Genomic DNA, 24,543 nt, shown 5'->3' on the forward strand with positions numbered 1-24,543 from the left:
GTGCTGTGACTCCAGTTTAGAACTGACCGGATAAGGGGGGAGACGTCACCCTGCATTGACGAGCGACCATGTCTAGCGCCCTAGGTTGCTCGATTCCCACCGATTCAACTGCTGCTGATCGCGAGCGGCCTCGGCCTCTATGGAGTCCTGGGGCAGTAGCTTGAGGCATTCCTTCAGGGGGAGAGGGTCTGGGCTCTCTTTAGCTGTCGCATCGGCATGAACTGGCTGACCCTGTCCACCCCACGCAAACCGGTTGAGGAACGTTGGCGGGTCAGGGAGGCAGTCGTCCCTGTAGATTGGCGGAATATCCGACACGAAGGGTGAGAACGAGATTGTCTTCTCAAAGATCAACGGCTTGCCAGTAGGAGTCGGTGGCAAAGGCGGCATGCTCCCGATGGCCTCGCGAGCTAGCTGTTCGGCAGATGCGGATGTGGTCCACAACGTCTCCAGCTTGGCCATGGATCCATTGGGAGCAATTTCAACCCGGAATCGGACCACGCCCTGGTCTGAACCTTCGAAGGCTGTGCCCATCATGCTGCGGACCTGTTGGCCCCAGGTGTAGCGGTAGCCCTTGCTGTTCTTGAGCGTGTACTTGGCAGCGAAGGCCCACTCTTCTGCGGTTGGTGCAGGGGGTGCCGTCATGGAGATGGGCTGGCGCTCTGAGGCAGGTGTTGCAGCAGTGCTGCTCTGGGTGACTTGGATATCGGTAGCGACGGACGATGATGGCGCTGGCGTCGCTGCCGGCTGAACCGTCTCAGGGGCGATCTTTTCAGGAGGGGCCTGTGAGAGCTTCACGAGGATGATTTTGGCCTCTGGCTGCGGTGCGTCCGGACGGTCGATGAACCTGAATGGATGGTCGCTGACCAGAACCAACGCCAGGGCATGCAGTGCCACTGACAGGAAAATTGCCAGGAGGATTTTGTCGCTATCGTGTTGCATGAAGGCTGTTCCTGCCTATTTATTGGCCCTGGATGCTCTGCTCGAGCGCCTCGAAGCTGCTCTTGACGGCAGACGTCATCAGCAAACTCGACTTGTCCTGCTTCGTTACCCCTTCAACCACGAACCAGTCGTCCAGTTCGGTGTGCGAAATCATCCCGTTGGACCTGCGGCCACTCTGCGCGATGTTCTCGCCGCCGAACCGGATCATGGGCGCCTTTGTGTCGGCAGGCATAAAGGACACTGGGTAGATTGGGATGGGCACTTTGTAGGTGTTGGCCAGTTCGGCGGCCACCTAGATGTTGTTGTTGCAGCAGACCCGGCTGGTCGTTGCTCACCAGCGTGAGCACCTTCCTGCCGTCGATGTCGAGGGGACCGGATGCGTTCTGCAGCGTCGACACTGCTAGCATTTAATTCATAAATGCGAATATACGGATTTTCGGTGCCTGTCGCCAGTTGATCCATAGCGCCTGGTCATTTATGCATGCCCATCCTATTCGCGCAAACAGCAGGCAGGTACTCAATCAGCCACTTCATCTGCGTGGCGTCGTACCAGTTTGCACTGTCCAGGACCGGCGTACCTGACGTAGGCGGTTCGCTTGGAGCGTGGGCGAACACCGTGTGGGAATCGGGCTCAGGTTCGTCTACCACCGTGGCCTCGACCTTCCTCGCGAGCACGGTTAGCACCGTCGTTCCACCGGCCAGGGCGCGAGACTCAATGTGCAGGCTGCATCCTCTCACTCCCGACGGTTGAACATGTCGATCCGGACTATTTCAAACAGCTACTGCATGTCCATGAAGAGTTTGTGCACATCACGATTGAGGTCAATCGAAACAAGGGTCCGGTCATCCCATCCCTGGTGATGCAGGCGTAGCCGCAACGATGGTGTCCACCAACCATTTATCGCGCGCCCGTTACACGGAGGAGAGAACCCGTGCGCGCATCGAATATGCCTACATCGATCACGATGCCTGGGCGACGTTCGTCATACACAGTTACTTCGATCTCTTGCCGGCGAGGCCCTGGTGAGAATACCCAACCACCTGGCTCAACCCGACCCGGTGACAGGCCGCACTTGAATGGCGGGGGCTGCTGTCCGGCGGGACGATTCGGGTACCAGACACGACACTCGCCCGGAGGCGGCAGATGCCCATTGGGAATTCGAGTTTGGCCCTGACGATGGAAGTGCGAGTTGCCATCTCGATGGTCGCGATAAGAACGTTCGGAGCGTTCGCCGCGCTCAGAACGCTCGAAGCGCTCCTCGTATCGCTGCTTGCCCTTACCGGACTCATCCTTGCCTTCATCGGCACGAGCACCCGCGCCGAGCAGCAGCAGGCACGTAAGGGTCGTCAATGCAATTCGTGTGTTCATTCGGGTCTCCTAGACCTGCTTGTTATATCGCGCACCGATGAACACGGTTGTTGTCGTTTTGTAAAAGCGGGATGGCCGGACGCAGACCCATCAAACGGCATTGACTCAAAAGGCACTTCTGCCGAGGGGCCAATGAGCGAGCGCGAAACCACAGAAATGGCCTCTCCTGGTCGGGCATGTGCAGGGCGTCGTTCAGGCAGTTCGGCCGTTCAAATAGCACGGCTCGTTCGTCTTCCGATTTCTTTTGCGAGACGTGTTGCGGCTCGAAGGCCCGTATCTAAACCCGCGCAAGCGGTCTGGTTGCCCCATACCCCTAAGCCGGGGGAGCCAGCCCTCTATGCAATTGTTGTTGCAAATAATGTGATGTATATTTCAATGCATGTTCTCGATGCTGCTCGTCACCCTGCCCACCCAGCCCAGCGCGGTGCGGGTGCGCGTCTGGCGCGCGCTCAAGGCCATGGGCTGTGCGGCGCTGCGCGACGGGGCCTACCTGTTGCCCGAGGCCCAGCAGGCGCTGTTCGAGCCACTCGCAGACGAGGTGCGCGAGCACGGGGGCTCGGCCATGGTGTTGCGGCTGGATGCGACCGACGAAACCCAGCGCATCGAGATGCTGGGGCTGTTCGATCGCGGTGAGGCCTATGCGGCGTGGCGCGCCACGGCCGATGCGCTGCATGCCGAGCTGGGCGCGCTCGGCGAAGCGGTGGCGCGCCGGCGCTGGCGCGGCCTGGCGCAGGCGCTGGAGGAGGTGCAGCGCATCGACTACTTTCCCGGCGAGGCCTCGCTGCAGGCCCAGGCCACGCTGGCCGACCTGCGCGACGCGCTGGATGCGCACTACTCGGCGGGCGAACCCCGGGCCTTGCCCGAGCACGGCATCGCGCCGCTCGACGCGCGCCAGTTCCAGGGCAAGCGCTGGGCCACCCGCGCACGCCCCTGGGTGGACCGTCTGGCCAGCGCCTGGCTGATCGCGCGCTTCATCGATGCGCGGGCCGAGTTCGTCTGGCTCGCCGATGTGGCGCGCCTGCCGCGCGGCGCCATCGGTTTCGACTTCGATGGCGCACGCTTCAGCCACGTCGGTGCGCGCGTCACTTTTGAAGTGCTGCTGGCCAGCTTCGGGCTGGACCAGGATCCCCGGCTGGTGCGCATCGGCGCCATGGTGCACTGCCTCGACGCGGGCGGCATCCCGGTGCCCGAGGCGGTCGGCCTGGAAGCCGTGCTGGCCGGGCTGCGCGAGATGCACAACGACGACGACCGCTTGCAGGCCGCCGCGGCCGGGGTGTTCGACGCGCTACTGGCCACCCCCACCGAAGGAAGAAAAACATGAGCACCCCAGCGCCCAACGAACGGCCCGCACCCGTGGGCTTCATGGAGGCCTTCCGCTTCTGGCTCAAGCTCGGCTTCATCAGCTTCGGTGGTCCGGCCGGGCAGATCGCGATCATGCACACCGAACTGGTCGAGCGCCGCCGCTGGATCAACGAGAAGCGTTTCCTGCACGCGTTGAACTACTGCATGCTGCTGCCGGGCCCCGAAGCGCAGCAGCTCGCCACCTACATCGGCTGGTTGATGCACCGCACCTGGGGCGGCATCGTCGCCGGTGCGCTGTTCGTGCTGCCCTCACTGTTCATCCTGATCGGACTGTCGTGGGTCTACATCCGTTTTGGCGACGTGCCGGTGGTGGCCGGCATCTTCTATGGCATCAAGCCGGCGGTGACCGCGCTGGTGCTGCACGCGGCGCACCGCATCGGCACGCGCGCGCTGCGCAACCCGTGGATGTGGGGCATCGCGGCCGCGGCCTTCGTGGCCATCTTCGCGTTCAACACGCCGTTCCCGGCCATCGTGCTCGCCGCCGGCCTCATCGGCCACTTCGGCGCGCGGCGCTGGCCGCAGGTGTTCGCGCTCGGAGGTGGGCACGGTGCGCAGGTGGCGGGCTATGGCCCCGCGCTGATCGACGACGACACGCCCACACCCGCGCACGCACGCTTTTCGAAGCGGCATCTGGTGAAGGTGCTCGCCGCCGGCCTGGGCCTGTGGCTGCTGGCCATGGCCGCCTTGCTGGCCACGCAAGGCCTGCAGGGCACGCTCACGCAGATGGGCTGGTTCTTCACCAAGGCCGCGCTGCTCACCTTCGGCGGCGCCTATGCGGTGCTGCCCTACGTCTACCAGGGTGCGGTGGACACGCACCAGTGGCTGAGCGGCGCGCAGATGATCGACGGCCTGGCACTGGGTGAGACCACGCCGGGGCCGCTGATCATGGTGGTGGCCTTCGTGGGCTTCGTGGGCGGCTGGGTCAAGGAAGTACTGGGTTCGGACGCGCTGTTTCTCGGTGCCGCACTGGCCGCGAGCGTGGTGACCTTCTTCACCTTCCTGCCCTCGTTCATTTTCATCCTGGCCGGCGCCCCGGCGGTGGAGGCCACGCACGGCAAGCTGGGCTTCACCGCGCCGCTGTCGGCGATCACGGCCGCGGTGGTCGGCGTGATCCTCAACCTCGCGCTGTTCTTCGCGTACCACGTGCTGTGGCCGCAGGGTTTCGACGGCGCGTTCGACGCCGGCTCGGCCGTGATCGCTGTGGTCGCGGCGCTGGCGCTGTTCCGTTTCAAGCTGGGTGTGTTGCCCCTGCTCGGTGCCTGCGCGGCCGCCGGGCTGGTGGTGTCTCTGTGGCTGCGCTGATCGAGAACTTCATGAACCATGTGAATGCATTGCCTTTGCCGTTTGCCGCTGGCGCGGTCGCGGGCTTTTCGGAGCGGCTGCTCAGCAGCCACCACCAGAACAACTACGGCGGCGCGGTCAAGCGTCTCAACGCCATCCGCGCCCAGTTGGCGGGCATGGCGTTTGGCACCGCGCCGGGCTACGCCCTCAACGGCCTCAAGCGCGAGGAGCTGATCGCCACCAACTCCATGCTGTTGCACGAACTCTATTTCAGCGGCCTGGGCGGTGACGGTCAGACCATGGAGCCGGCGATGAAGCTCGCCCTTGATGCCAATTTCGGCGGCTTCGAACGCTGGCGCGAGGAGTTCTCGGCCTGTGCCAAGGCGCTGGGCGGTGGCTCGGGCTGGATGCTGCTGGTGTTCCAGCCGCGTGAAGGCACGCTGGTCAACCAGTGGGCCGCGGACCACACCCACAGCCTGGCCGGTGGTGTGCCGCTGCTGGCACTGGACATGTACGAACACGCCTACCATCTGGACTTCGGCGCTGCGGCGGGTGCCTACGTCGATGCCTTCATGGCCAGCATCGACTGGGCCGGCGTGTACGCGCGTTACCAGTCGGCGGTGCACGCGGCGAGCGAACCCTTCGGCTGTGGCCACTCGGACGTGTCGGGCGCTCTGGTGCTCGACGTGCGCCGGGCCGGCGTGTTCGAGCAGGCCACGCAGATGATGGCGGGCGCGCGCTGGCGCGACCCCGCCGCCGTGGCGCAGTGGGCCGCCGACCTGCCGCACGACCGGCCCGTGGTGGTCTATTGCGTCTACGGCCATGAAGTGGGCCGCTCCACGGCGCTGCGCTTGCGCGCGGCCGGCGTGGATGCGCGCTACCTGCATGGTGGCCTCGACGGCTGGCAGGCCGCCGGGCAGGCCCTGGTGGCGAAGGAGAACGCACCATGAAATGGGTCACCCGCGAACGCCCCAAGATCGACCGCATTGCCTGCCCGTGGCTGATCCAGCGCTTCATCGACCCGGCGGCTGAATTCCTCTACGTGCCGGCGGGTGAGGTGCAACGCGTGGCCGCTGCGACGGGTGCCACGCCCTACGACATCCCGGGCGTGGAGATGAGCCACGTGGGTGAGCAATGCAGTTTCGACGCCTTTCTGGCGAAGTACCGGCTCGACGATCCGGCGCTGGCCCGGCTCGCCGGTATCGTGCGCGGTGCCGACACCTCGCGGCTCGATCTCACACCGCAATCGGCCGGCCTCTACGCGATCTCGCTGGGTCTGTCGCGGGTGTTTGCCAATGACCACGAGATGTTGCGCCACGGAATGGTGCTCTACGACGCGCTCTACGCCTGGTGCCGCGATGCCCAGGAAGAAACCCACGCATGGCCACCGGTCATGCAATGAGACTGAAACATGATGATGAAAAAGACAATTCTTGGGATCATCGCGCTGTGCAGCATGACGATCAGTCATGCGCTGGAAGTGAAGTTCGAAGCCGTCGCGCAAGGGGTCTACGCCCACATCGGGGACATCGGAGGACGTACCGCCGAGAACGAAGGCCTCAATGCCAATATCGGACTGGTGGTCACCCCTGCAGGCGCGGTTCTGATCGACAGTGGGGCCTCATACGCCAGTGCGAAAGCCATCCATGAGGCCGTGAAGAGGATCACCCCGCAGCCGGTGCGCTGGGTCATCAACACCGGGGGTCAAGACCACCGATGGCTGGGCAATGGCTATTTCAAGGAGCAAGGCGCTGAAGTGATTTCCCATGCCGCTGCGGCGGCGGACATGCGGGTGCGATCAGGAGACCAACTGGCCGCGTTGCGGCCGATTCTGGGTGACAAGCTTCAGGGGACCGTTCCGGTCTATCCCGTTCGTGTCGTTGACACCAATGATTTACGGATGGACTTTGGTGGCCGAACGGTGGAGTTGCTGAATCGCGGGGGCGGGCACACCCCGGGGGACATGATGGTGTGGTTGCCAGATGTCAAGGTCCTGTTCTCTGGGGACATCATCTACGTGGACCGATTGCTGGCAGTCATCCCGGTCAGCAACACGCGGCTGTGGCTGGTGGCATTTGCCGAAGTGGAAAAGCTCCAGCCCTTGCGTATCGTGCCAGGACACGGCCGCGTCACCGAATTGGCCACAGCGAAAGCGCACACTCAGGTCTACCTGCAAGCATTGCGGGCGCACATGAAGGATGCCGTTGAACGCTACGAGGACATCAGTCAGTCGGTGCTACGCTTCGATCTTTCGCCATTCAAGACGCTTGCGAATGCAGACGAATTGCACCCGGGCAACGCAAGCAGGACCTACTTGGAAGTTGAACGGGAATAGAGAGCATTGGGTACCGAGCCTCGCTCAGCAGGAAATGGATGAGCGACTCGCCATTGACCTCGCCCGCATCGCGGTATGAATCGCCCAGGCCCCAACAGTCAAGCGTCGCGCTACCTGCCGCGCGTAACCGGTCATTGGGCCGGGGCCGGTGCAACCCTGCAGCAGAATTGAGACAGTCTGACGACAGTGTGATGACCCGTCTTGCCCAATACATCGAGGCCGCCGAGAGCGACAACACGCGCCGGAGCTACGCTTCGGCGATTCGCCATTTTGAAGTTGAGTGGAAAGGTTTGCTGCCTTCCACGGCGGACGCCATTGCCCGCTACCTGGCCGACCACGCGGCCACCCTGGCCATCAACACCCTGCGCCAGCGGCTGGCGGCGCTATCAAGGTGGCACAACGACCAGGGCTTTCCCGACCCCACCAAATCGGCCTTGGTGCGCCAGGTCCTCAGGGGCATTCGCTCTGTTCACAGCGTGCAAGAAAAGCGCGCCCGCCCACTGGAACTGGCCGTGCTTCAGCAAGTCGATCAGTGGCTCGATACCGCCATCAGTCATGCGCAGCGGTCCGGCGACCAGCAAGCCGCACTGCGCCACGCGCGCGACCGCAGCCTGATGCTGCTGGGATTTTGGCGCGGCTTCCGCTCCGACGAACTGGTCAACCTGCGCGTTGAGAGCATAGAGGTCACCCCCGGCCAAGGCATGACCTGCTACCTGGGCCGCAGCAAAGGCGACAGGCAGCGTCAGGGCCGTGTTTTCAGATGCCCGGCGCTGTCCCGCCTGTGTCCCGTTACGGCCTTCAATGCCTGGATTGATCTGGCCGGATTGACCGAGGGACCGGTGTTTCGCAAGATTGACCGCTGGGGACATGTGGCCGACGAAAGCCTGCATGCCAACAGCCTGATCCCCTTGCTGCGCAGTGTGCTCGCCGAATCCGGTGTTGCGTCGCCCGAGGACTACAGCAGCCACTCCATGCGCCGCGGCTTTGCCGGATGGGCCCGCGCCAGCGGCTGGGACATCAAGGAGCTGATGGAGTACGTCGGCTGGAAGGATGTCAAATCGGCCATGCGTTACCTCGATGCGTCGGATTCCAGCCTGCAAGCCCGGTTCGAGCAGGGATTGCCTGCGTTGGCGCAGGCAGCTCCGCAGTCCCCGCCGCCTTTGTTGTTACTGACCGAACAGGTCGAAGGCCCCCGCCCGCCAGCCGAGGGGACGACGCCCGTGGCGGTCCTGCGCGTCACGATGGTGCTGTCCCGTTTCAGCAAGCAGTCACGCGGCCTGGCCCGCGGCCACCGGCTGATCGAGCAGACCTGCTTCGAGCGTTTTGCCATGCAACGCCTGAATACCGAGGGCACGCTCTACGAGTTGGTGGTTCCCTACCTGACCCGCGACTTGCTGGACGAGGTTATCGCCTCGTTGCTGGATGACATGTACCGCATCGCCGAGGACAACCAGTGTCTGCTGGAAACCTCGTTTCACGAACCCGCCACCGACACCCATTGGGATTGAGGCGATGGGTAGCAAAGACGCCAGGCGGGGTAGTCCCCGCGCATGACCACACTCCATGAGACGGCCTATCCCAGCCTGAAACCCGATCCGACACCGCGTGAGCTGGCGGAGCTCTACACACCGACCGAGGATGAAAAACTCCTGGCTGCAGGTGTCGGCAAGCGCGCCTTGCCGTGCATGGCGGCGCTGATCCACTTGAAACCGAGGCGCCCCCGGTTATCCGAGAGCACACTGCGCTGCAGCCCGAGGGCAAATCACTGTTGTCGATAGGTCTGAATGAGTTCTTTGGCCTTGGCGAATGCCGCTTCGTAGAGATCTGGCGAGTTTCGCTGCAGGTTGTTCACAACGCGACCGTGCGCCTCGCGACTGAGCCGGAACTCGACGATTCCGAATCGTTGGGCGATGTCCCTGACATCCACCTTGCCCCAGCTGTCTTCCCCCAACCCGTCTGGATGCAGAACGAAGCTGTGGACATAGCCATCTGCGCCGCGCTCGGTTCCTTCCGCGCCCTGCTCGAATCGGATGGCCAGCAGCGCCACGGGGTCCAAACCTGCCAACTCACGCATCGCTTCCGCGAACGCGGAACACCTGCCGAATGTGTATTCAGCCGCCTCGGCGGCCGGAATGCAGGGTTCCAGCCGTTTGGGGATAGAAGCCAGATAGGCTGTGTTGGTCTCGATCGCTTTGACTGCGCTACTGATCTTGGCCGGGTCGGGTACGCAACGCAGAGGCAGTGTCGCGAGCGTGCTCTCAGCGTAATAGCGCGTCCGGACACCACCCATGCCGTGCCGCACGGCCATGGGCCGAATCGTTCGGTGAATGAAGTCACCGAGAGACCGGTTGCCTCGCACATCAAAAATCCGGGTTCCGTTGTCCGCCACGTAGACGCGCAGCGGCCTGCAAGCCTCAAGAGAGATGTTGTTGTCCGGATCAAGCGATGGCACCCACCAATCCACGTGAAGCAGCCAGCCCGTCACTCGCGCGAGCGCCACTGCAAAGTTGACGCAATCTTCCGATTCCCACTCATCGACCAACACCGGCGCAAAGGCCGCGCGCTGCTTGAGCTTGGCTTGTCCCATCGTTCTTCTCCGTGATGACCAATTGTCAGGTGACAGACCATTGTCAGTGCCAAAACCTAACCCGGTGAATCGCACGGGAAAAGAGCTGGCTGTTTTTTCGGAAATCCGCTAAGTCATTGATTTCATTGATCAAAGCAAGCCGCTAACCCGGTGAATTGCACATGAAAAGAGCCGATTCCGAAAATCCACCCTTCCCGAACATGTGCCCCTCGACACCGGCCGACAGGTGCCTCGACCTCCCCGTATTCCGGACGACCTGGATCAAACCCGGCGCGCGCGCAGCTTGGACTGACGCTGAATCAGGGCGTCTGCGTACGAATCGATCTCGAAGGTGATGGTGCCCTTGAAGTTCACGTGCTCAAAATGGACCGGCCCGATGCGCCTGATCCAGTGGTCCTCTATGGGGTGCTTGAGCGCCTTCCAGCGGTCCACAACATCTTGCATCTTCATGGTGTTCCAGGCGATCACAACGTTGGTCAGCAGGGTGTGCGACGTCGAGATGGCGCGCAGTTCATCGGCCCGCCGGCCGCGCGAGACGCCCACACGCCCGTGGTACACGGCGCGCTGCAATTGATGGATGGACTCGCCGCGGTTCAGCAGTGCGTGCATTTCGCGGCGGAACTCAGGGATGGTGAAGTAGTCGCACAGAAAAATGGTGCGAAGAAGCTTTCCCAGCTCATCTGCGGCGGCATGCACAGGATCACCCCTGGCGGCGCTGCCCAGGCGGGCGATGGCCTCTGCGGCCGTGAGGCGGCCCTGGCGGATGGAGGCGATCAGGCGAAGCAGCTCCATCCAGCCGGCACGGATCTTTCGCAGCGAGACCTTGCCCACGATCAACCGCTCCAGCGATTCAGGCGGCGCAGCACCCCAGGCCATGAACATCTTGCGCTCGGACAGCTGGCGCAAGCGAACACACAGGTCGAAGCCCAGCAGCTTGGCGATCGCCATGGCTGCATTGGTGTAGCCGTGGGTGTCGACGGCCAGCAGGGACAGGCGGATCTGATCCTCGCGCCGCGTGCAGTTGTGCGCTTCAACGCCGTGCACCGCGGGCGCTGCCTGCCGGTCGTTGATGACGATGGGCTGGTCGTGAAACAGCGCCCAGGTGTCGAGCATGTGCACATAGATGCCCACCCCATGCTGTTTGCGGCGGTACTCCATGCGCGCCGAGTGCAGGTGCCGCGATGTATCGAGCGTCATCGAATCTGAGGATGCTTTGTCGCCTTGGCCCCAGAGCATCGCAATCGGCATGCTCTGCTGGAAATCGATGATGCGCGTGTTCGCCTCCCTCAGGCGCCCGCTGGCCTCCAGAGCGCGCATGGCCATGGAGATTTGTGAGACTTGCAGGCCGGGGATCATGGCGCAGACCCCCTTGGCGTTGTTCTCCGTCCCATGTGCGTACAGGGCGCCGTAGACCGCCTTCAGCTCACCAATGTCCTTGGCCATCCGGCCCAGCAGCGCCTGGCTGAAGCGGGTTTTGGCATCCACCTCAACCAGCATGTCGGCAAACTGCGCGCCGCCGATCATGTTGAACATGCTCTCTCGGGTCTTCGTGACCTGGGGTTCGACTTCAAGCGTCTGGATGGGTGCGATGCTGATGTGGCCCTGGTTGTCGATGGTGAGCGCGCCTTCCTCGACAGCTTTGGCAAGTTGGGCCAGGCCTGCGTCGACGCGCTCCAACACCCGATCCAGGAACTTGTCCGGATCGTCGGTGAGGCTCAGCGCGCGGATGAGTGACTTGTTCTTGTCCGCCCATTCCTGCTCAGACATCAATTGATCGGCGCGGCTGCGGTGGCGGCTGCTGTGCGCCAGCCAGAGTTTGCCGCCCTTGATGGCCTTGCGCAGTGCTGTCGCAGCACTGACCTTCAGTGCAGCAAGGGCGAGCTTGCGGTCTGGGCCCTGCAACAACAGATGCCAGCCGGGATCGGCAAAAGACACGTCAAGTCCCTCAGGCAGGCTGGTTTCCCCTCGTTTGGCCAGATCGCGCAGCAACTTGAGTTGCCTCAGCGCCTTGTCCGACGCCTCGCCTCTGATCTCCAGGATGCCCAGTGAGTTGAGGAGCGCTGAGACACGCGGCGCTTCTTCCTTCACCAGTGCTTCGCGGACCAATTGGGCACGCGTGCCCGCAAAGTCGGGCTCGTCTTGGGGCACCAGCTCGCGCATCGCGGCGACGATTTGCGCGGAGGTCAGCTTCTTGTCGTAGAGGACCGCCTTGAGCTTCACACGCTCAGCGCGTAAATCGACGGAGCTGTCCGCTTGCTTCTTGAGCACCTTGCCGGAGGCCTTGCGGTAGAGATCGGTGAGGCGTCGCGCGCCCATCTCCGCAGCCAGGTCGGTCTGTTCCAGCAAAGTCACGTGCAGGAATGAGACCATCTCCAGTTCGCGCTGCTCAGGGGACAGGTTCTTCGTTGCTGAGGGAGGTCGATTGACCACCTCCTGGCTGTAGGCCTTCAACCGATTCAGCGCAATCGCCGACAGCTTCCACTCGTGGACGTGCAATGCCTTCAGGCACTCGATTTTTTTTGTGACCTCACTCAGGGTGAGCTGACCATGCTTGCCCGGTGGCGTGCGCAGCCACTCCAACACGGTGTGCCCGCCCGGTCCAGATCGTTTTGAGAACGCGTGCAAAAGTGCCCTGTGAATGTGCTCGCGCGGCACGCCTGCGCGAATCGCTTCGAGCGCCGCATTCTCCTGGTCGGCAAATGCCGTGCGGGCCACGTCCCTGAGGGCCCGATCGCCAGGCAGCACGAGGCGGCGGTCGAAAAGCCAGTGCTCCGACTGTTGCACCAGATCGTTCACAGAGACCGCAGTGGTGCCAAGCTCGCGGAGGGCATCGGCAAGCAGCGCTTTTGTGGTGTCGTCCACGACCGCGAAGCCAACGCGTTGCCGCGCCCAAAGCTGATGCTCGAAGCGGGTGTCCCGGTCCTTGTACAGCGACGTCACGGATGCGATGTCCGTCGCTCCCATGCCCAGTGTTGATGTCAGGTGCCGCAGCAGCACAGGTGGCAGGCCCGAGAGGGCATCTGGGTGGCGTCCGGTGGCGCGCAGCATCACCAGTTGAACGGCCGCACCCAAGCGAGCTGTACCCCGGAAGCGGGGCGGGCGAAGCTCGTGGATGTCTTCAGCGCTCAGGCCAAAGCATTCTTCGACTTCGCGCCTGGACAGAGACTTGGGAAGGGTGTCGGATCCGACAAAACGCAGATAAAAGCTTGGCAAGCTGGTTCCCCCCATGGCCTGCGCAGTTCCAAGCCTTGCCGGAGTCTACGGAGTTGTTCTCGTTGGTTCCAGAAAGTTTGAGGGATCGCGGGTTAACCCTTGGCGGCTAAACCGGCTTTCTGCACCGGAAATGAGGTCACCCCGAACCGGATGGTCCTCTCCTGTGCGATGCCTTTTTGCTAAGTCTTGTGTGGGCACTGGTGCCTGACGCGCTCAGGCCGACGCTCGGGCGGACGGGCGCCGCCGCGTCGGAGGCGCGAACAACTCATTGCGTGCCGCCTCGGTGATGGCGGTCACACACGGGTGAGTGATGCGGCGTTCGACGGAGATTGCGAAGAACTCCTCAACGACTTCGTGCGTCGCGCCGATCGCGCGAACGCCGTATTGCTTTTCGATGTCTCGTTGGAGCACGGTTGGACCCGCGAAGATGCCCATTCCTCGTCGCCCAAACTCCTTGGCCAGGGCACTGTCATCGCACTGGCCCACCACCCTGGGGTGCAGCGACCGCGCATGCAGCCAGGCACGAAGGCGCTGGCCAACTGCGGATTCCTCCGCTGGCATGATCAGGGGTGCGCCGTCCAGACAGCCCGGAAATCTTCCGGTGCACCACGCGAGTATCGAAGGCGCTGCGAAGAAGCTCACTCCGCAGCTGCCCAGCTTGTGATTGAAGGCGCGGATGCTGACGGTGGAGGGAATCGGCGCATCGGAGATCACGAGGTCGAGACGGTGCAAGGCCAACTCGCCCAGCAACGTGTCCAGCTTCCACTCGCGGCATACGATGCGAACCGGCTCTGGCAACTGAGAGGCTGGCTCGATCAGTCGGCAGGCGATCGTCTTCGGTACAGCGTCTACCACACCCACTCGAAACTCAAGCAGCATGTCTTTGCGGGGGTGCTCACGCACGGCTTCCTCGAGCTCGGCCCCCGTCGAGAAGATGTCCTCGGCATAGCCAAGCGCCACACGTCCGACATCGGTAAGCACCAAGCCGCGTCCGCTCTTGGAAAACAACGGCTTCCCAAGCGCCTCCTCAAGCAACTGTATCTGCCCGCTGATGGTCTGCGGTGACAGGTGCAGCCGCTCGCTGGCACGCTGCACGCTGCCGAGTTTGGCGACCTGCAGGAAGTAGTGGAGGTGCTTGTAGTTCATGATCCGGGCCCGGACGCTTGCTGACGCAATTGTGCCGTTTTTTCGGATGATGGCTACAAAACAATCTGATTTTCAAGCGCAACGCCCGGCCCTAAATTCTGGGCATCTTCACTAACGACGAAACGCGAGGTGCAAATTGATGGTTGACATTCATTCTCAAGGATTTGCGATGACGGATGCGTTGGCCCAGCACGTGCGGCGTCGGCTTGGCTTCATGCTGACACGCCACAGCCACCGCATCAAACGGGTCCTGGTCCGTATCGGGGACGAGAACGGGCCGCGTGGCGGGCCCGACAAGTTCTGCCGAATGCAGGTCTACCTGCTCAATGCGTCGGCCGCCGTGGTCGAAGAGGTCGGCGTCGATCTTTACGCCACCATCGACCGGGCCGCCGAGCGCGTCGGGCGGGTGGTGGTCAAGCACCTCGATCGCACCCATCCGCTGCGAAACACTTCACGCCAAGGTCCTCGGCCCTCACGCAACCGGTACGTGCCCCTTGATACCGTCTACCTCCAAGGAGACAGGGCATGACCAGTGAGCGCGCCCAAACTTTGGTTGTTTCCCGGCAGGACACGCCGAGCCTGATCAGCACGCATGCCGTGCTGCGCAACACCTACGGCCTGTTGTCCCTAACGCTTATTTTCAGCGCCGCGACGGCTGGGGCAAGCGCGAGCTTGGGGCTCCCGCACCCCGGCCTGATGCTGACGCTGGTTGGCTTCTTCGGCCTGCTGTACCTGACCAACAAGCTGCGTGCCAGCGGCTGGGGTGTGCTGTCGATGTTCGGGCTCACAGGCTTCATGGGCTACACCCTGGGTCCGATCCTCGGGCAGCAGTTGGCGTTGCCCGACGGGCATCAGGTAGTGATGATGGCCATGGGTGGCACTGCGACCATCTTCCTCGTGCTGTCAGCCTATGCACTGATCACCCGCAAGGACTTCAGCTTCATGGGTGGGTTCCTGCTGGCAGGCATCGTGGTGGCATTCCTGGCTGGCCTGGGAGCACTGCTTCTTGACGTGCCAGCGCTGTCGCTTACCGTGTCAGCCGCCTTCGTTCTCCTGATGGGCGGTCTGATCGTGTTCGAGACCAGTCGCATCGTCCACGGTGGCGAAACCAACTATGTCCTGGCCACCGTCGGGCTCTATGTCGCCATCTTCAACCTGTTCACGAGTCTGCTTAGCCTCTTCGGCATGGGTGGCTCGAATGAATGATCCCTCCAGAAGGAGTGTTACTTGAAATGCGCAACCCGCCCTGACACGGTGCTCACACAACTGCCGTTCGCGGATTCTTGCTTTGAGCACCGCCGAAGTCGGCAGGACAGCGCAGGCATTGCTGGCTGAGCGACACATTTCTTATCTGCGCCGTGACAGATGGGTCCCTCGCATACTGGTGTGCGCATATCGCGGGTGCAACCCAAGAGTCAGCGCTTGGGCCACGAACCTGCATAATCGCCCGCCCTGTCCCCGTCGTCGTTCTCAAATCTGGGCGACTCTCTGCAACTCACTTCAATGGCGGTCATGCAATCTATCGGCTCTCCACTCATGTGGTCCTTGTTCACGGCTTTTGTGCTGGTCGCACTGCTGGTCGATTTCTTTGCGATGAGCAAACAGGGCGCACACCGCGTCAGCACCCGCGAGGCTGCCATCTGGTCGCTCGTCTGGGTCGGCGTGTCTTTCGTCTTCATGGGATGGCTGTGGTGGCACCTTGGCGGCACCGGAACGGATGAGGCCGCGCGCTCGCTGGCCAATGCCAAATCGCTGGAGTTCCTGACCGGCTACTTGATCGAAAAGGCGCTTGCTGTCGACAACATCTTCGTGTTCTTGATGTTGTTCACCTACTTCGCAGTGCCGGCAGAGTTCCAAAAGCGCGTACTCATGATCGGCATCCTCGGCGCGCTCGTGCTGCGCGCGGTGATGATTCTCGTGGGCGCCTGGCTGATTGCTCAGTTCCATTGGATCCTGTATCTGTTTGGCGCCTTCCTGCTGTTCACTGGCATCAAGATGTGGTGGGCCGCCGGCCAAGAGCCCGACCTGGACAACAATCCAGCTCTCAAGTGGATTCGCAGCCGCTTCAAGATTGCGCCGGACTATGACGGCGAGAAATTCTTCACCATGTTTGGCGGCGTCAGGATGGCCACGCCTTTGCTGGTGGTGATACTGCTCATCGGTATCGTTGACATTGTGTTCGCAGTGGACTCGATCCCGGCCATCTTTGCGATCACGACCGACCCATTCATCGTGCTCACCTCCAACGTGTTTGCGATCCTGGGCCTGCGCGCGATGTACTTTCTTCTGGCCAACATGCACGAGCGCTTCCACCTGCTCAGCTATGGGCTGGCGATCGTACTGGTGTTCATCGGTGCAAAGATGTTGTTGATCGACGTCTATAAGATCCCGGTGGTTTTTTCGCTCGGATTCACCGCAGTCACGCTGGCAGTGACGATGATCCTGTCACTCAAGATTCCGCCCAAGGGGACACCAGGCGGCGCCTATCCGTTTGATGTGAAGAAGCGGGATGACCAGGCATAAGAACCGACGGACGCGCGGTAGCGTTCGTGACGCGCGCGCATCCTCCATGCTTGACATGAGCCGCCAGCAGCCATGTCGCGCAGCCACGATTGATGGCTCTGCTTTTTCGGATACTTGCATCAGAACAATCTGATTTTCATGATCCCCCGATCACATTAAATTCAACCAGACAGCACAGTCAACAAATCGCAAGGTGTAGAGAGACGATGAACACTCAGGCTCACGGTTTCACTGACAAGCGGGCGCTGCCCCAGAACCTTCGGCGACAGCAGCAATTGGATGCCTGCGATCACGCTGCCAATAACGGCGGCGTGAGCTCACCTACAGCGATGGGATCGTGGGGCAAGCACCCAACTAAATAAACAGCTTATGTAAAGATCTCCATGGCCACGCTCCTGCTACCTTGCGACGGAACAGCCAGCGCGCTGCTTGCCGTGCGGCATGTCATATCTGCATACTCTTGCGGCGAAGTGAGGATGATTCACTTGCTGAACGTGCAGCCGCCTTTCTCTCCCAACGTTGTTCGCCACATCAGTCGCGATCAATGCGCTGAATTCCAGCAAGAGCGCGCGGATGAGGCGCTCGCCGTCGCGCGGCAGCTTCTCGATACTGCCGGCGTCCCTTACCGCGCTCATCTGGAAATTGGTGACAAGGCTCACTGCATCGCCGCCGCCGCCCGCCACCTGTGTTGCCACCGCATCGTCATCGGCACGGCGCGCAAGAGTGCATTCGTGCGCGCTGTCCAGAATTCGCTCACCAGCCAGCTCATGGAGAACTGCACGGTGCCTGTCGAGGTGATCAGCGGGGCACCCGCGGGACTCCTGGAGCGAGTCGGGATCCCCGCCAGCGTGGGCACAGGCATGGCATTGGCATGGGTGGGTGAATCGTGAACCCGCGTCTCGCCTCACGGGCCGTTATCTTCCGATCCCAGTCTTCACCATCTTCGCCTCCCATGTTCTCGTACAGCTTGATAGCTACGAAGTCGCTTCACCCCGACTCGGAGGCCTACATAGTCGCGTATCTCGGCATCTTGCCGGTGCTGATCGCGCGTTGATCGCTACACGATGCCGCACTTCGAACCCGTTATCCTTTTCTTCCTCCTTGGGGTGCTGGCCGGTTTCGTGCGGTCGGACCTGCGCATCCCTGGCGTCCTCTACGAGTCGCTGAGCATTTTCCTGCTCCTGGCCATCGGCCTGAAGGGCGGGGTGGAGTTGGCGCGCCATCCGCTCTCTTCCGTTGCGCTGCCCACCCTGGTAGTGGTCGCTGCGGGCGCGCTGATCCCGCTGGTGGCCTACCCGGTGCTGCGCCGCCTGGGTCGGCTGTCCCGCGCCGACGCCGGTTCGATCGCCGGCCACTACGGATCCGTTAGCGTGGTCACGTTTGCAGTCGGCACAACCTACCTCGCCCGCCTTGGCCAGGAGTTCGAAGGCTACATGACGGTGCTTCTGGTGTTGTTGGAGTTTCCGGCCCTGGTAATCGGCGTCCTGCTCGCGCGGCGCGGCGAGCTTGGCACACCCTGGGGCAAGGTGCTTCATGAAGTGTTCGCGGGCAAAAGTATTGTGTTGCTGCTCGGCGGGTTGGCGATCGGCTGGATCGCTGGGCCAGGTGGCATCGAGCCACTGGACCTCTTGTTCTTCGACCTGTTCAAAGGCGTGCTCGCTTTCTTCTTGCTCGAGATGGGCTTGGTGGCAGCGAGCCGCTTCGGCGAGTTGCGCCGTGCCGGGCCGTTCCTCCTTGTTTTCGCGACCGTTATGCCACTCTTCTCCGCCGGCCTGGGACTGGTGACCGGCACGTTGCTGGGCTTGTCCGTCGGTGGCGTTACGCTGCTGGCCACGCTTTACGCCAGCGCGTCCTACATCGCAGCACCTGCTGCCATGCGTCTGGCAGTTCCACAGGCCAATCCAGCCCTATCAATCGGTGCGGCGCTGGGCATTACCTTTCCCTTCAACCTGTTGGTCGGCATCCCTCTGTATCACCGGCTCGCACAGCAAGTCGTACAGTGAGGACGCACGGCCAATTGAGGAGACTTGAATGATCAAACTGGTGACCGTCGTGTGTGAAGCCACGCTTGAGACCACACTCCTGCGCGACTTGGAGACGTTGGGTGCGCGTGGCTACACGGTGACAGAGGCTCGCGGCAAGGGAAGTCGAGGCCGGCGCGACGCCACCTGGGGCCCGCACGCCAACATCCGGATTGAGGTGCTATGCAGTGCGCACATCGCCGTCGCAATCGGCGAGGCACTGCGGGAGCGCTACTACGACAACTACTCGATGGTGATGTTCATCGCCGACGTCGAGGTGCTTCGACCCGAAAAATTCTAGGCCGTCCATTCCATCCAATCAACCAAAGGAGTTCCGATGCGTATCCTCATGCCTGTCGATGGCAGCGAGTACAGCAAATCTTCCGTAGCGTTCGTCGCGTCGCGCACCACCTTGCTAAAAACGCCTACCGAAGTTGAACTGGTCAATATTCAGTATCCCGTGCCCCCACGCGCGGCGCGTGCACTGGGGCGAGAGATGGTGCACTCGTTCCACGAGGCAGAGGCCGCTAAGGCGCTGAGATCCACAGTAGCGACACTAAAACGCGCCGGCGCGAACGCCACGGCACGGTACGTTGTTGGCAACGTCGCGCGGGAGCTGACGTCAATCGTTGCAAACGACCGGGCCGATCTGATCGTGATGGGATCACACGGCGATACAGGGCTGAAAAAGCTGCTGCTAGGCTCGGTGGCTAGCGCGGTGGCGCTCTCGTGCACCAAGCCGCTGCTCATCATGCGCGGGGCCGCAATGAACAAGCGCGATTCACTCAAAGTCGGCATTGCGCTGGATGGTAGCCCCTACGGACTGGCCGTCGCGCGCTTTGTGGCCAGCAACCGCGACCTTTTCGGCGCGTCGCCCTCGGTGAGCCTGATCCACGTCGTTCCTGACCTGACGAAGATCACTGTGCCAGGGTGGATAGAGCGGGAGGTTCCGACCGGCATCAAGCCGGAGCAGGTCAATGCCATGCAAATGGCTGCGTTCGAGAATGTATTCAAGCCGGCCCATGAACTGCTTGCCCGCGTCGGCATCACGGCGGGAGAAGTGCGATTGATCGGGGCAGATCCAGGCGCTTCAATTGCCGCACAGGCCGGCAAAAGCAGATGGGATGTGCTGGCGATGGGCTCACTCGGCTTTGGAACAGCACGGCACACCTTAATGGGCTCGGTTGCATCACGCGTGGCCTCACGTTGCAAGACGGCGCTTCTATTGGTGCGGGAGAAGTAGCGGAATTGGCCCCAACTCATGACCACATGAAGCCAATGCAAAGTTGCGTGGTTACGCCTTGCTTCGGCAAGTGCGCTCCATAGCCTGATGCGATGGCTCCGCAAAAACCATCGACAGGCGCCGGACGTACTGACGGAGCAACATCCCTGACGATGGGTCTTGCCCAATACATCGAGGCAGCCGAGAGCGACAACACGCGCCGAAGCTACGCCTCGGCGATTCGCCACTTTGAAGTCGAGTGGAAAGGTTTGCTGCCATCCACAGCGGACGCCATGGCCCGCTACCTGGCCGACCACGCGGCTACCCTGGCCATCAACACCCTGCGCCAGCGGCTGGCAGCGTTGTCGAGGTGGCACACCGATCAAGGCTTTCCCGATCCCACCAAATCGGCCTTGGTGCGCCAGGTCCTCAAAGGCATTCGCGCTGTCCACAGCGTGCCAGAAAAGCGTGCCCGCCCGCTGGAACTGACCGTGCTTCAGCAGATCGATCAGTGGCTCGATACCGCCATCAGCAATGCGCAGCGGTCCGGCGACCGGCCAGCCGTTCTGCGCCACACGCGCGACCGCAGCCTGATGCTGCTGGGATTTTGGCGTGGGTTCCGCTCCGACGAACTGGTCAATCTGCGTGTGGAGAACATCGAGATCACCACTGGCCAGGGCATGGCCTGCTACCTGGGCCGCAGCAAAGGCGACAGGCAACTGCAGGGCCGTGTCTTCAAATGCCCGGCGCTGACCCGCCTGTGTCCCGTGACGGCATTCAATACCTGGATCAGTCTCGCTGGATTGACCGGGGGCCCTGTGTTCCGAAAGATTGACCGCTGGGGTCATGTGGCCGAGGGGAGCTTGCACGTCAACAGCCTGATCCCCTTGCTGCGCAGCCTGTTCGCCGTATCCGGCGTTGCGTCGCCAGAAGAATACAGCAGCCATTCCATGCGCCGCGGCTTTGCCGGATGGGCCCGCGCCAGCGGCTGGGACATCAAGGAGCTGATGGAGTACGTCGGCTGGAAGGATGTCAAATCGGCCATGCGCTACCTGGATGCATCGAGCTCAAGTCTGCAGGCGCGTTTCGAGCAGGGACTGACTGCATTGGCGCAGCAAGCTCAGTTGCTACCGCCACCATTGCTCCTGGTGACTTCGCAAGCGGGCGCTGCACACCCACCCGCCCAAGAAGCAATGCCTGTGGCTGTCCTGCATGTCACGATGACCTTGGCTCGGTTCAGCAAACACTCGCGCGGCCTGGCCCGCTCCCACCGGCTGATCGAGCAGACCTGCTTTGAGCGTTTTGCGATGCAGCGACTGAACAAGGAAGGCACGCTGTACGAGCTCTCGATTCCTCATTTGTCCCGCGACGCACTGGACGAGGTCATCGCCACGCTTTTGGACGATATGTACCGCATCGCCGAAGACAACCAGTGCCTGTTGGAAACCTCGTTTCATGAGCCGGCGACCGATTCGCACTGGGATTGAGGCGATGGGTAGACAAGCATCCAGGCGGGGCAGTCCCCGCCCATGACCACGCTCCATGAGACGGCCTATCCCAGCCTGCGGCCCGATCCGACACCCCGTGAGTTGGCGGAGCTTTACACGCCGTCCGCAGAGGAACAACGCTTGGCTTGCGACATCGGCAAGCGCGCCTTGCTGCGCATGGCGGCGCTGATCCACCTGAAGGTATTTCAGCGTCTGGGATATTTCATCCCACTGACCGAGGTGCCCCAGGTGATTCGAGAGCACATTGCGCTGCAGGCGGGCGTGATTCGGCCACCCTTGATGGCAGACCTCAAGCGCGTAGAGGCCTCGGGCGCTCGCTCGGCGCTTTTCATGGCGTTGCGCCGCCACCTGAATGTGAGGCCGCTGGACCCTGCAGGCCATGACTGGTTGGCCGTCGTGGCGGACGCAGCGGCCGAGACGAAACATGCCGTGGCCGACATCATCAACGTGATGCTGGAGGAGTTGGTCCACCATCGCTATGAATTGCCCGCCTTCTCGACGCTGGACCGGATGGCGTTTCGCGCCCGGGAAAAGAGCAACAACCAGTATTTCTCCGCCATCGCGGGTCAGCTGACCGCACAGACCAGGGCCCTGATCGACGGTTTGCTCAAAACTTCCACGGGCGAGTCGGTGTCTCCCTGGCAGATGCTCAAACGCGAGCCCAAGAGGCCCACCAACAAGGAGACGCGTACCTACATCCAGCACATCCGACGCTTGCAGCACCTGGTAGAGCAGCTTCCAAAACCCGACGTGCCGGTGCCCAAGCTCAAGCAGTTCCGACTCCTGGCGCGTGCCCTCAATGCGACCGAGATGGCCGAGCTCAAGCCACAAAAACGTTATGCGCTGGCGGTAATCTTGATCCGGGCTCAGCATGCCCAGTCTCTGGACGATGCCGCAGACCTGTTCATCCGCCTCATGCAGAACCTGGAGAACAATGCCAGGCAGAAACTGCTGTCGTTCCAGCAGGAGCGCGTCCACAAAACCGACATGCTGGTTGGCCAACTCCGGGACATCCTGGGCGCGTATCAGTTGAAGGGCTCGGACGAACAGCGCGTGCAAGCCATCAGCACGGCCTTGGTGGGCGAGGTGGACGAGTTGCTCAACGAATGCGACCAGCACCTGGCCTACGCCGGACGCAACCACCTACCGTTCCTGCTGCAGCCGTTCAAGATGGTGAGAGCACAGTTGCTCAACTGCATCGACATCGCCTCCCCCAAAGCCAGCAGCGAGGACCTGGTGGTTGAGCGTTTGATTCAGGCCCTTGCCACACTGCGCGACAACCGTGCTGACACCGTGCCCCTGGCCATGCTGGGCCTGAGCGAAGAGAAAGATATTCGCTGGATGTCAGCGCAGTGGAGAAAACTGGTGTTGGTCAAGCCAGTCGGCAAGGGCCGGCCCGAGGCTGTCCACCGCCGGTATTTTGAGCTGGCGGTCATGCATGCGGTCAAGGACGACCTGAAGTCGGGCGACCTCTTCATCAAGTACGGGGAGCGCTACGACGACTACCGCGAGCAGTTGGTCGATGACGAAACCTATGAAAAGGAAGTGGGCGACTATGGTCAGGTTACGGGCATCGAGACAGATCCCAGCGTCTTTGTGTCAAAGCTGAAATCAGCCCTGTCTCAGCGAGCGAAGGAAATCGATGCAAATTTTCCGGAGAACGCCCATGCAGAAATCGTCGATGGACGTCTGATCCTCAGCAAGCCGCCGCGCTCCGACATCGTCGAGGCGGCCGCGCGCATCGACGGCATGATCACCGAAAGGATGAAAGCAGCCAGCATCGTGGACCTCATGATCGACACCGAGCGCTGGTTGGACCTTCACAAGCTGTTTCGCCCACTGGCGGGGACCGACAGCCGCCTTGAGGACTTGCGCATGCGGGTGATCACGACCTTGTTCTGCTATGGCTGCAACCTGGGCCCCGTTCAGACCGCGAAATCGATCAAAGGGCTGAGCCGGCGCCAGATCTCCTGGTTGAACCTGAAATACGTCAGCGAAGACCTTCTGGACAGTGCCATCGTCAAGGTGATCAACGCCTACAACAAGTTTGAACTGCCCGGGTACTGGGGCACGGGCAAACACGCATCGGCCGATGGCACCAAATGGAACCTGTACGAGCAGAACCTGCTGTCTGAGCACCACATCCGCTATGGCGGCTACGGCGGCATCGGCTACTACCATGTCTCCGACAAGTTCATCGCGCTCTTCAGCCACTTCATCTCGTGTGGCACCTATGAGGGCATCCATATCCTCGACGGACTGATGAGCAACGAGTCCGACATCCGGCCCGACACGATCCACGGGGACACACAGGCCCAGAGTTACCCGGTTTTTGCGCTGGCTCACTTGCTTGGCATCCAGCTCATGCCGCGCATCCGGGGCATCCAGGACCTGAAATTCCATCGCCCGGAGTCGAGCGCCGCTTACCAGAACATCAATGCGTTGTTCAGCGACGTGATCGACTGGGCGCTGATTGAACTGCATTTGCCGGCGATGTTGCGAGTGGCTGTGTCCATCAAGACCGGCAAGATAACGCCGTCGGCCATCCTGCGCCGGCTCGGCACTTACAGCCGCAAGAACAAGCTGTACTTTGCGTTCGTCGAACTCGGCAAAGTCATCCGCACCATGTTCCTGCTCAGCTACATCGGCGATGTCGGATTGCGCAAGGTGATCCACGCCGAGACCAATAAGAGCGAGCAGTTCAACGGCTTTGCCGGCTGGTCCTTCTTTGGGGGCGAGGGGATCATTGCCGAGAACATCCGACACGAGCAGCGCAAGGTGATCAAGTACAACCACCTCGTGGCCAACATGATCATCCTGCACAACGTGGTGGGCATGACACGTGTACTGCGAGAGCTTCGCGACGAAGGTACCGAGATCACGCCGGAGATCCTGGGTGGTCTCGCTCCGTTCCGCACGGCACATATCAACCGGTTTGGGGACTACACGCTCGACTTCCGGCGGAAAATCGGGCCGTTGGATTTTGATGTCAGCATATTTCCAATGAAATCATAGAGTTATATCCATTTCTGCTGTC

The 24,543-nt window shown here is 61.9% G+C and carries 21 protein-coding genes; 15 read left to right on the plus strand and 6 right to left on the minus strand.

What is annotated here, in order from left to right; all coding sequences use genetic code 11:
* Positions 1-72: 72 nt before the first annotated feature.
* The 3 genes from AC3WPZ_RS06175 to AC3WPZ_RS06185 all read right to left on the minus strand — a co-directional run bounded on the left by AC3WPZ_RS06175 (position 73) and on the right by AC3WPZ_RS06185 (position 2,308).
* Positions 73-939, minus strand: a complete 867-nt coding sequence (locus AC3WPZ_RS06175; protein WP_492438658.1) for an energy transducer TonB — start codon at positions 937-939, stop codon at positions 73-75.
* A gap of 19 nt (positions 940-958) precedes the next feature.
* Positions 959-1,231 carry a hypothetical protein gene (locus tag AC3WPZ_RS06180; RefSeq protein WP_382157925.1) on the minus strand — a complete coding sequence of 91 codons (273 nt, stop codon included), beginning with the start codon at positions 1,229-1,231 and terminating at the stop codon, positions 959-961.
* A gap of 606 nt (positions 1,232-1,837) precedes the next feature.
* Entirely contained in the window at positions 1,838-2,308 is a 471-nt protein-coding gene (locus tag AC3WPZ_RS06185) for a hypothetical protein (RefSeq protein WP_382157923.1), read from the minus strand.
* Positions 2,309-2,687: 379 nt separating this feature from the next.
* Between AC3WPZ_RS06185 and AC3WPZ_RS06190 the strand changes: the two genes are divergently transcribed.
* The 6 genes from AC3WPZ_RS06190 (at position 2,688) to AC3WPZ_RS06215 (ending at position 8,794) form a co-directional block, all read left to right on the plus strand.
* Positions 2,688-3,629: a chromate resistance protein ChrB domain-containing protein gene (locus AC3WPZ_RS06190; protein ID WP_382157921.1), complete on the plus strand. Its 942-nt coding sequence runs from the start codon at positions 2,688-2,690 to the stop codon at positions 3,627-3,629.
* The gene (gene chrA, locus AC3WPZ_RS06195; protein WP_382157919.1) at positions 3,626-4,972 is read left to right on the plus strand and encodes a chromate efflux transporter; all 1,347 of its coding nucleotides are present in this window, start codon (positions 3,626-3,628) and stop codon (positions 4,970-4,972) included. The genes AC3WPZ_RS06190 and chrA overlap by 4 nt, the downstream gene beginning before the upstream one ends.
* 11 nt (positions 4,973-4,983) lie before the next feature.
* Entirely contained in the window at positions 4,984-5,901 is a 918-nt protein-coding gene (locus AC3WPZ_RS06200) for a Fe-Mn family superoxide dismutase (RefSeq protein WP_382157917.1), read from the plus strand.
* Positions 5,898-6,353 carry a chromate resistance protein ChrB domain-containing protein gene (locus AC3WPZ_RS06205; RefSeq protein ID WP_382157915.1) on the plus strand — a complete coding sequence of 152 codons (456 nt, stop codon included), beginning with the start codon at positions 5,898-5,900 and terminating at the stop codon, positions 6,351-6,353. Before AC3WPZ_RS06200 ends, AC3WPZ_RS06205 begins: the two co-directional genes overlap by 4 nt.
* Before the next feature lie 9 nt (positions 6,354-6,362).
* A complete protein-coding gene (locus tag AC3WPZ_RS06210; protein ID WP_382157913.1) occupies positions 6,363-7,286 on the plus strand; it encodes an MBL fold metallo-hydrolase in 924 nt (307 codons plus the stop codon).
* A 191-nt stretch (positions 7,287-7,477) separates the two neighbouring features.
* Positions 7,478-8,794 (plus strand): site-specific integrase, encoded by a 1,317-nt coding sequence (locus tag AC3WPZ_RS06215; protein WP_382157911.1) that lies wholly within the window; start codon positions 7,478-7,480, stop codon positions 8,792-8,794.
* Positions 8,795-9,048: 254 nt separating this feature from the next.
* Here the strand turns inward: AC3WPZ_RS06215 and AC3WPZ_RS06220 are convergent, their stop codons facing one another.
* The 3 genes from AC3WPZ_RS06220 to nhaR all read right to left on the minus strand — a co-directional run bounded on the left by AC3WPZ_RS06220 (position 9,049) and on the right by nhaR (position 14,232).
* Entirely contained in the window at positions 9,049-9,873 is an 825-nt protein-coding gene (locus AC3WPZ_RS06220; protein WP_382157909.1) for a hypothetical protein, read from the minus strand.
* A gap of 261 nt (positions 9,874-10,134) precedes the next feature.
* Positions 10,135-13,101 carry a Tn3 family transposase gene (locus tag AC3WPZ_RS06225; RefSeq protein ID WP_382157907.1) on the minus strand — a complete coding sequence of 989 codons (2,967 nt, stop codon included), beginning with the start codon at positions 13,099-13,101 and terminating at the stop codon, positions 10,135-10,137.
* A 198-nt stretch (positions 13,102-13,299) separates the two neighbouring features.
* On the minus strand, positions 13,300-14,232 hold the full coding sequence (nhaR, locus tag AC3WPZ_RS06230; protein WP_210931560.1) for a transcriptional activator NhaR: 933 nt from the start codon (positions 14,230-14,232) through the stop codon (positions 13,300-13,302).
* 139 nt (positions 14,233-14,371) lie between these two features.
* Here nhaR and AC3WPZ_RS06235 point away from each other — a divergent pair, with 139 nt between their 5' ends.
* The 9 genes from AC3WPZ_RS06235 to AC3WPZ_RS06275 all read left to right on the plus strand — a co-directional run bounded on the left by AC3WPZ_RS06235 (position 14,372) and on the right by AC3WPZ_RS06275 (position 24,521).
* Entirely contained in the window at positions 14,372-14,761 is a 390-nt protein-coding gene (locus tag AC3WPZ_RS06235) for an HPF/RaiA family ribosome-associated protein (RefSeq protein ID WP_382157905.1), read from the plus strand.
* Complete coding sequence (locus AC3WPZ_RS06240) at positions 14,758-15,438, plus strand: Bax inhibitor-1/YccA family protein (RefSeq protein ID WP_210931556.1); 681 nt, start codon at positions 14,758-14,760, stop codon at positions 15,436-15,438. The genes AC3WPZ_RS06235 and AC3WPZ_RS06240 overlap by 4 nt, the downstream gene beginning before the upstream one ends.
* A 306-nt stretch (positions 15,439-15,744) precedes the next feature.
* Positions 15,745-16,755 carry a TerC family protein gene (locus AC3WPZ_RS06245; protein WP_210931554.1) on the plus strand — a complete coding sequence of 337 codons (1,011 nt, stop codon included), beginning with the start codon at positions 15,745-15,747 and terminating at the stop codon, positions 16,753-16,755.
* Positions 16,756-17,138: 383 nt separating this feature from the next.
* The gene (locus AC3WPZ_RS06250; protein WP_210931552.1) at positions 17,139-17,645 is read left to right on the plus strand and encodes a universal stress protein; all 507 of its coding nucleotides are present in this window, start codon (positions 17,139-17,141) and stop codon (positions 17,643-17,645) included.
* Between the two features lie 174 nt (positions 17,646-17,819).
* Positions 17,820-18,758, plus strand: coding sequence for a sodium-dependent bicarbonate transport family permease (locus AC3WPZ_RS06255; protein WP_210931550.1), 939 nt, complete (start codon positions 17,820-17,822; stop codon positions 18,756-18,758).
* A 28-nt stretch (positions 18,759-18,786) separates the two neighbouring features.
* A complete protein-coding gene (locus AC3WPZ_RS06260) occupies positions 18,787-19,077 on the plus strand; it encodes a P-II family nitrogen regulator (RefSeq protein ID WP_210931548.1) in 291 nt (96 codons plus the stop codon).
* 36 nt (positions 19,078-19,113) lie between these two features.
* On the plus strand, positions 19,114-20,019 hold the full coding sequence (locus AC3WPZ_RS06265; protein ID WP_382157903.1) for a universal stress protein: 906 nt from the start codon (positions 19,114-19,116) through the stop codon (positions 20,017-20,019).
* A 152-nt stretch (positions 20,020-20,171) separates the two neighbouring features.
* Positions 20,172-21,485, plus strand: coding sequence for a site-specific integrase (locus AC3WPZ_RS06270; protein ID WP_210931542.1), 1,314 nt, complete (start codon positions 20,172-20,174; stop codon positions 21,483-21,485).
* Positions 21,486-21,527: 42 nt separating this feature from the next.
* Complete coding sequence (locus AC3WPZ_RS06275; RefSeq protein ID WP_488929673.1) at positions 21,528-24,521, plus strand: Tn3 family transposase; 2,994 nt, start codon at positions 21,528-21,530, stop codon at positions 24,519-24,521.
* Positions 24,522-24,543 lie beyond the last annotated feature (22 nt).

This window comes from Hydrogenophaga sp. FW305-3-2-15-A-LB1 (assembly GCF_058787875.1).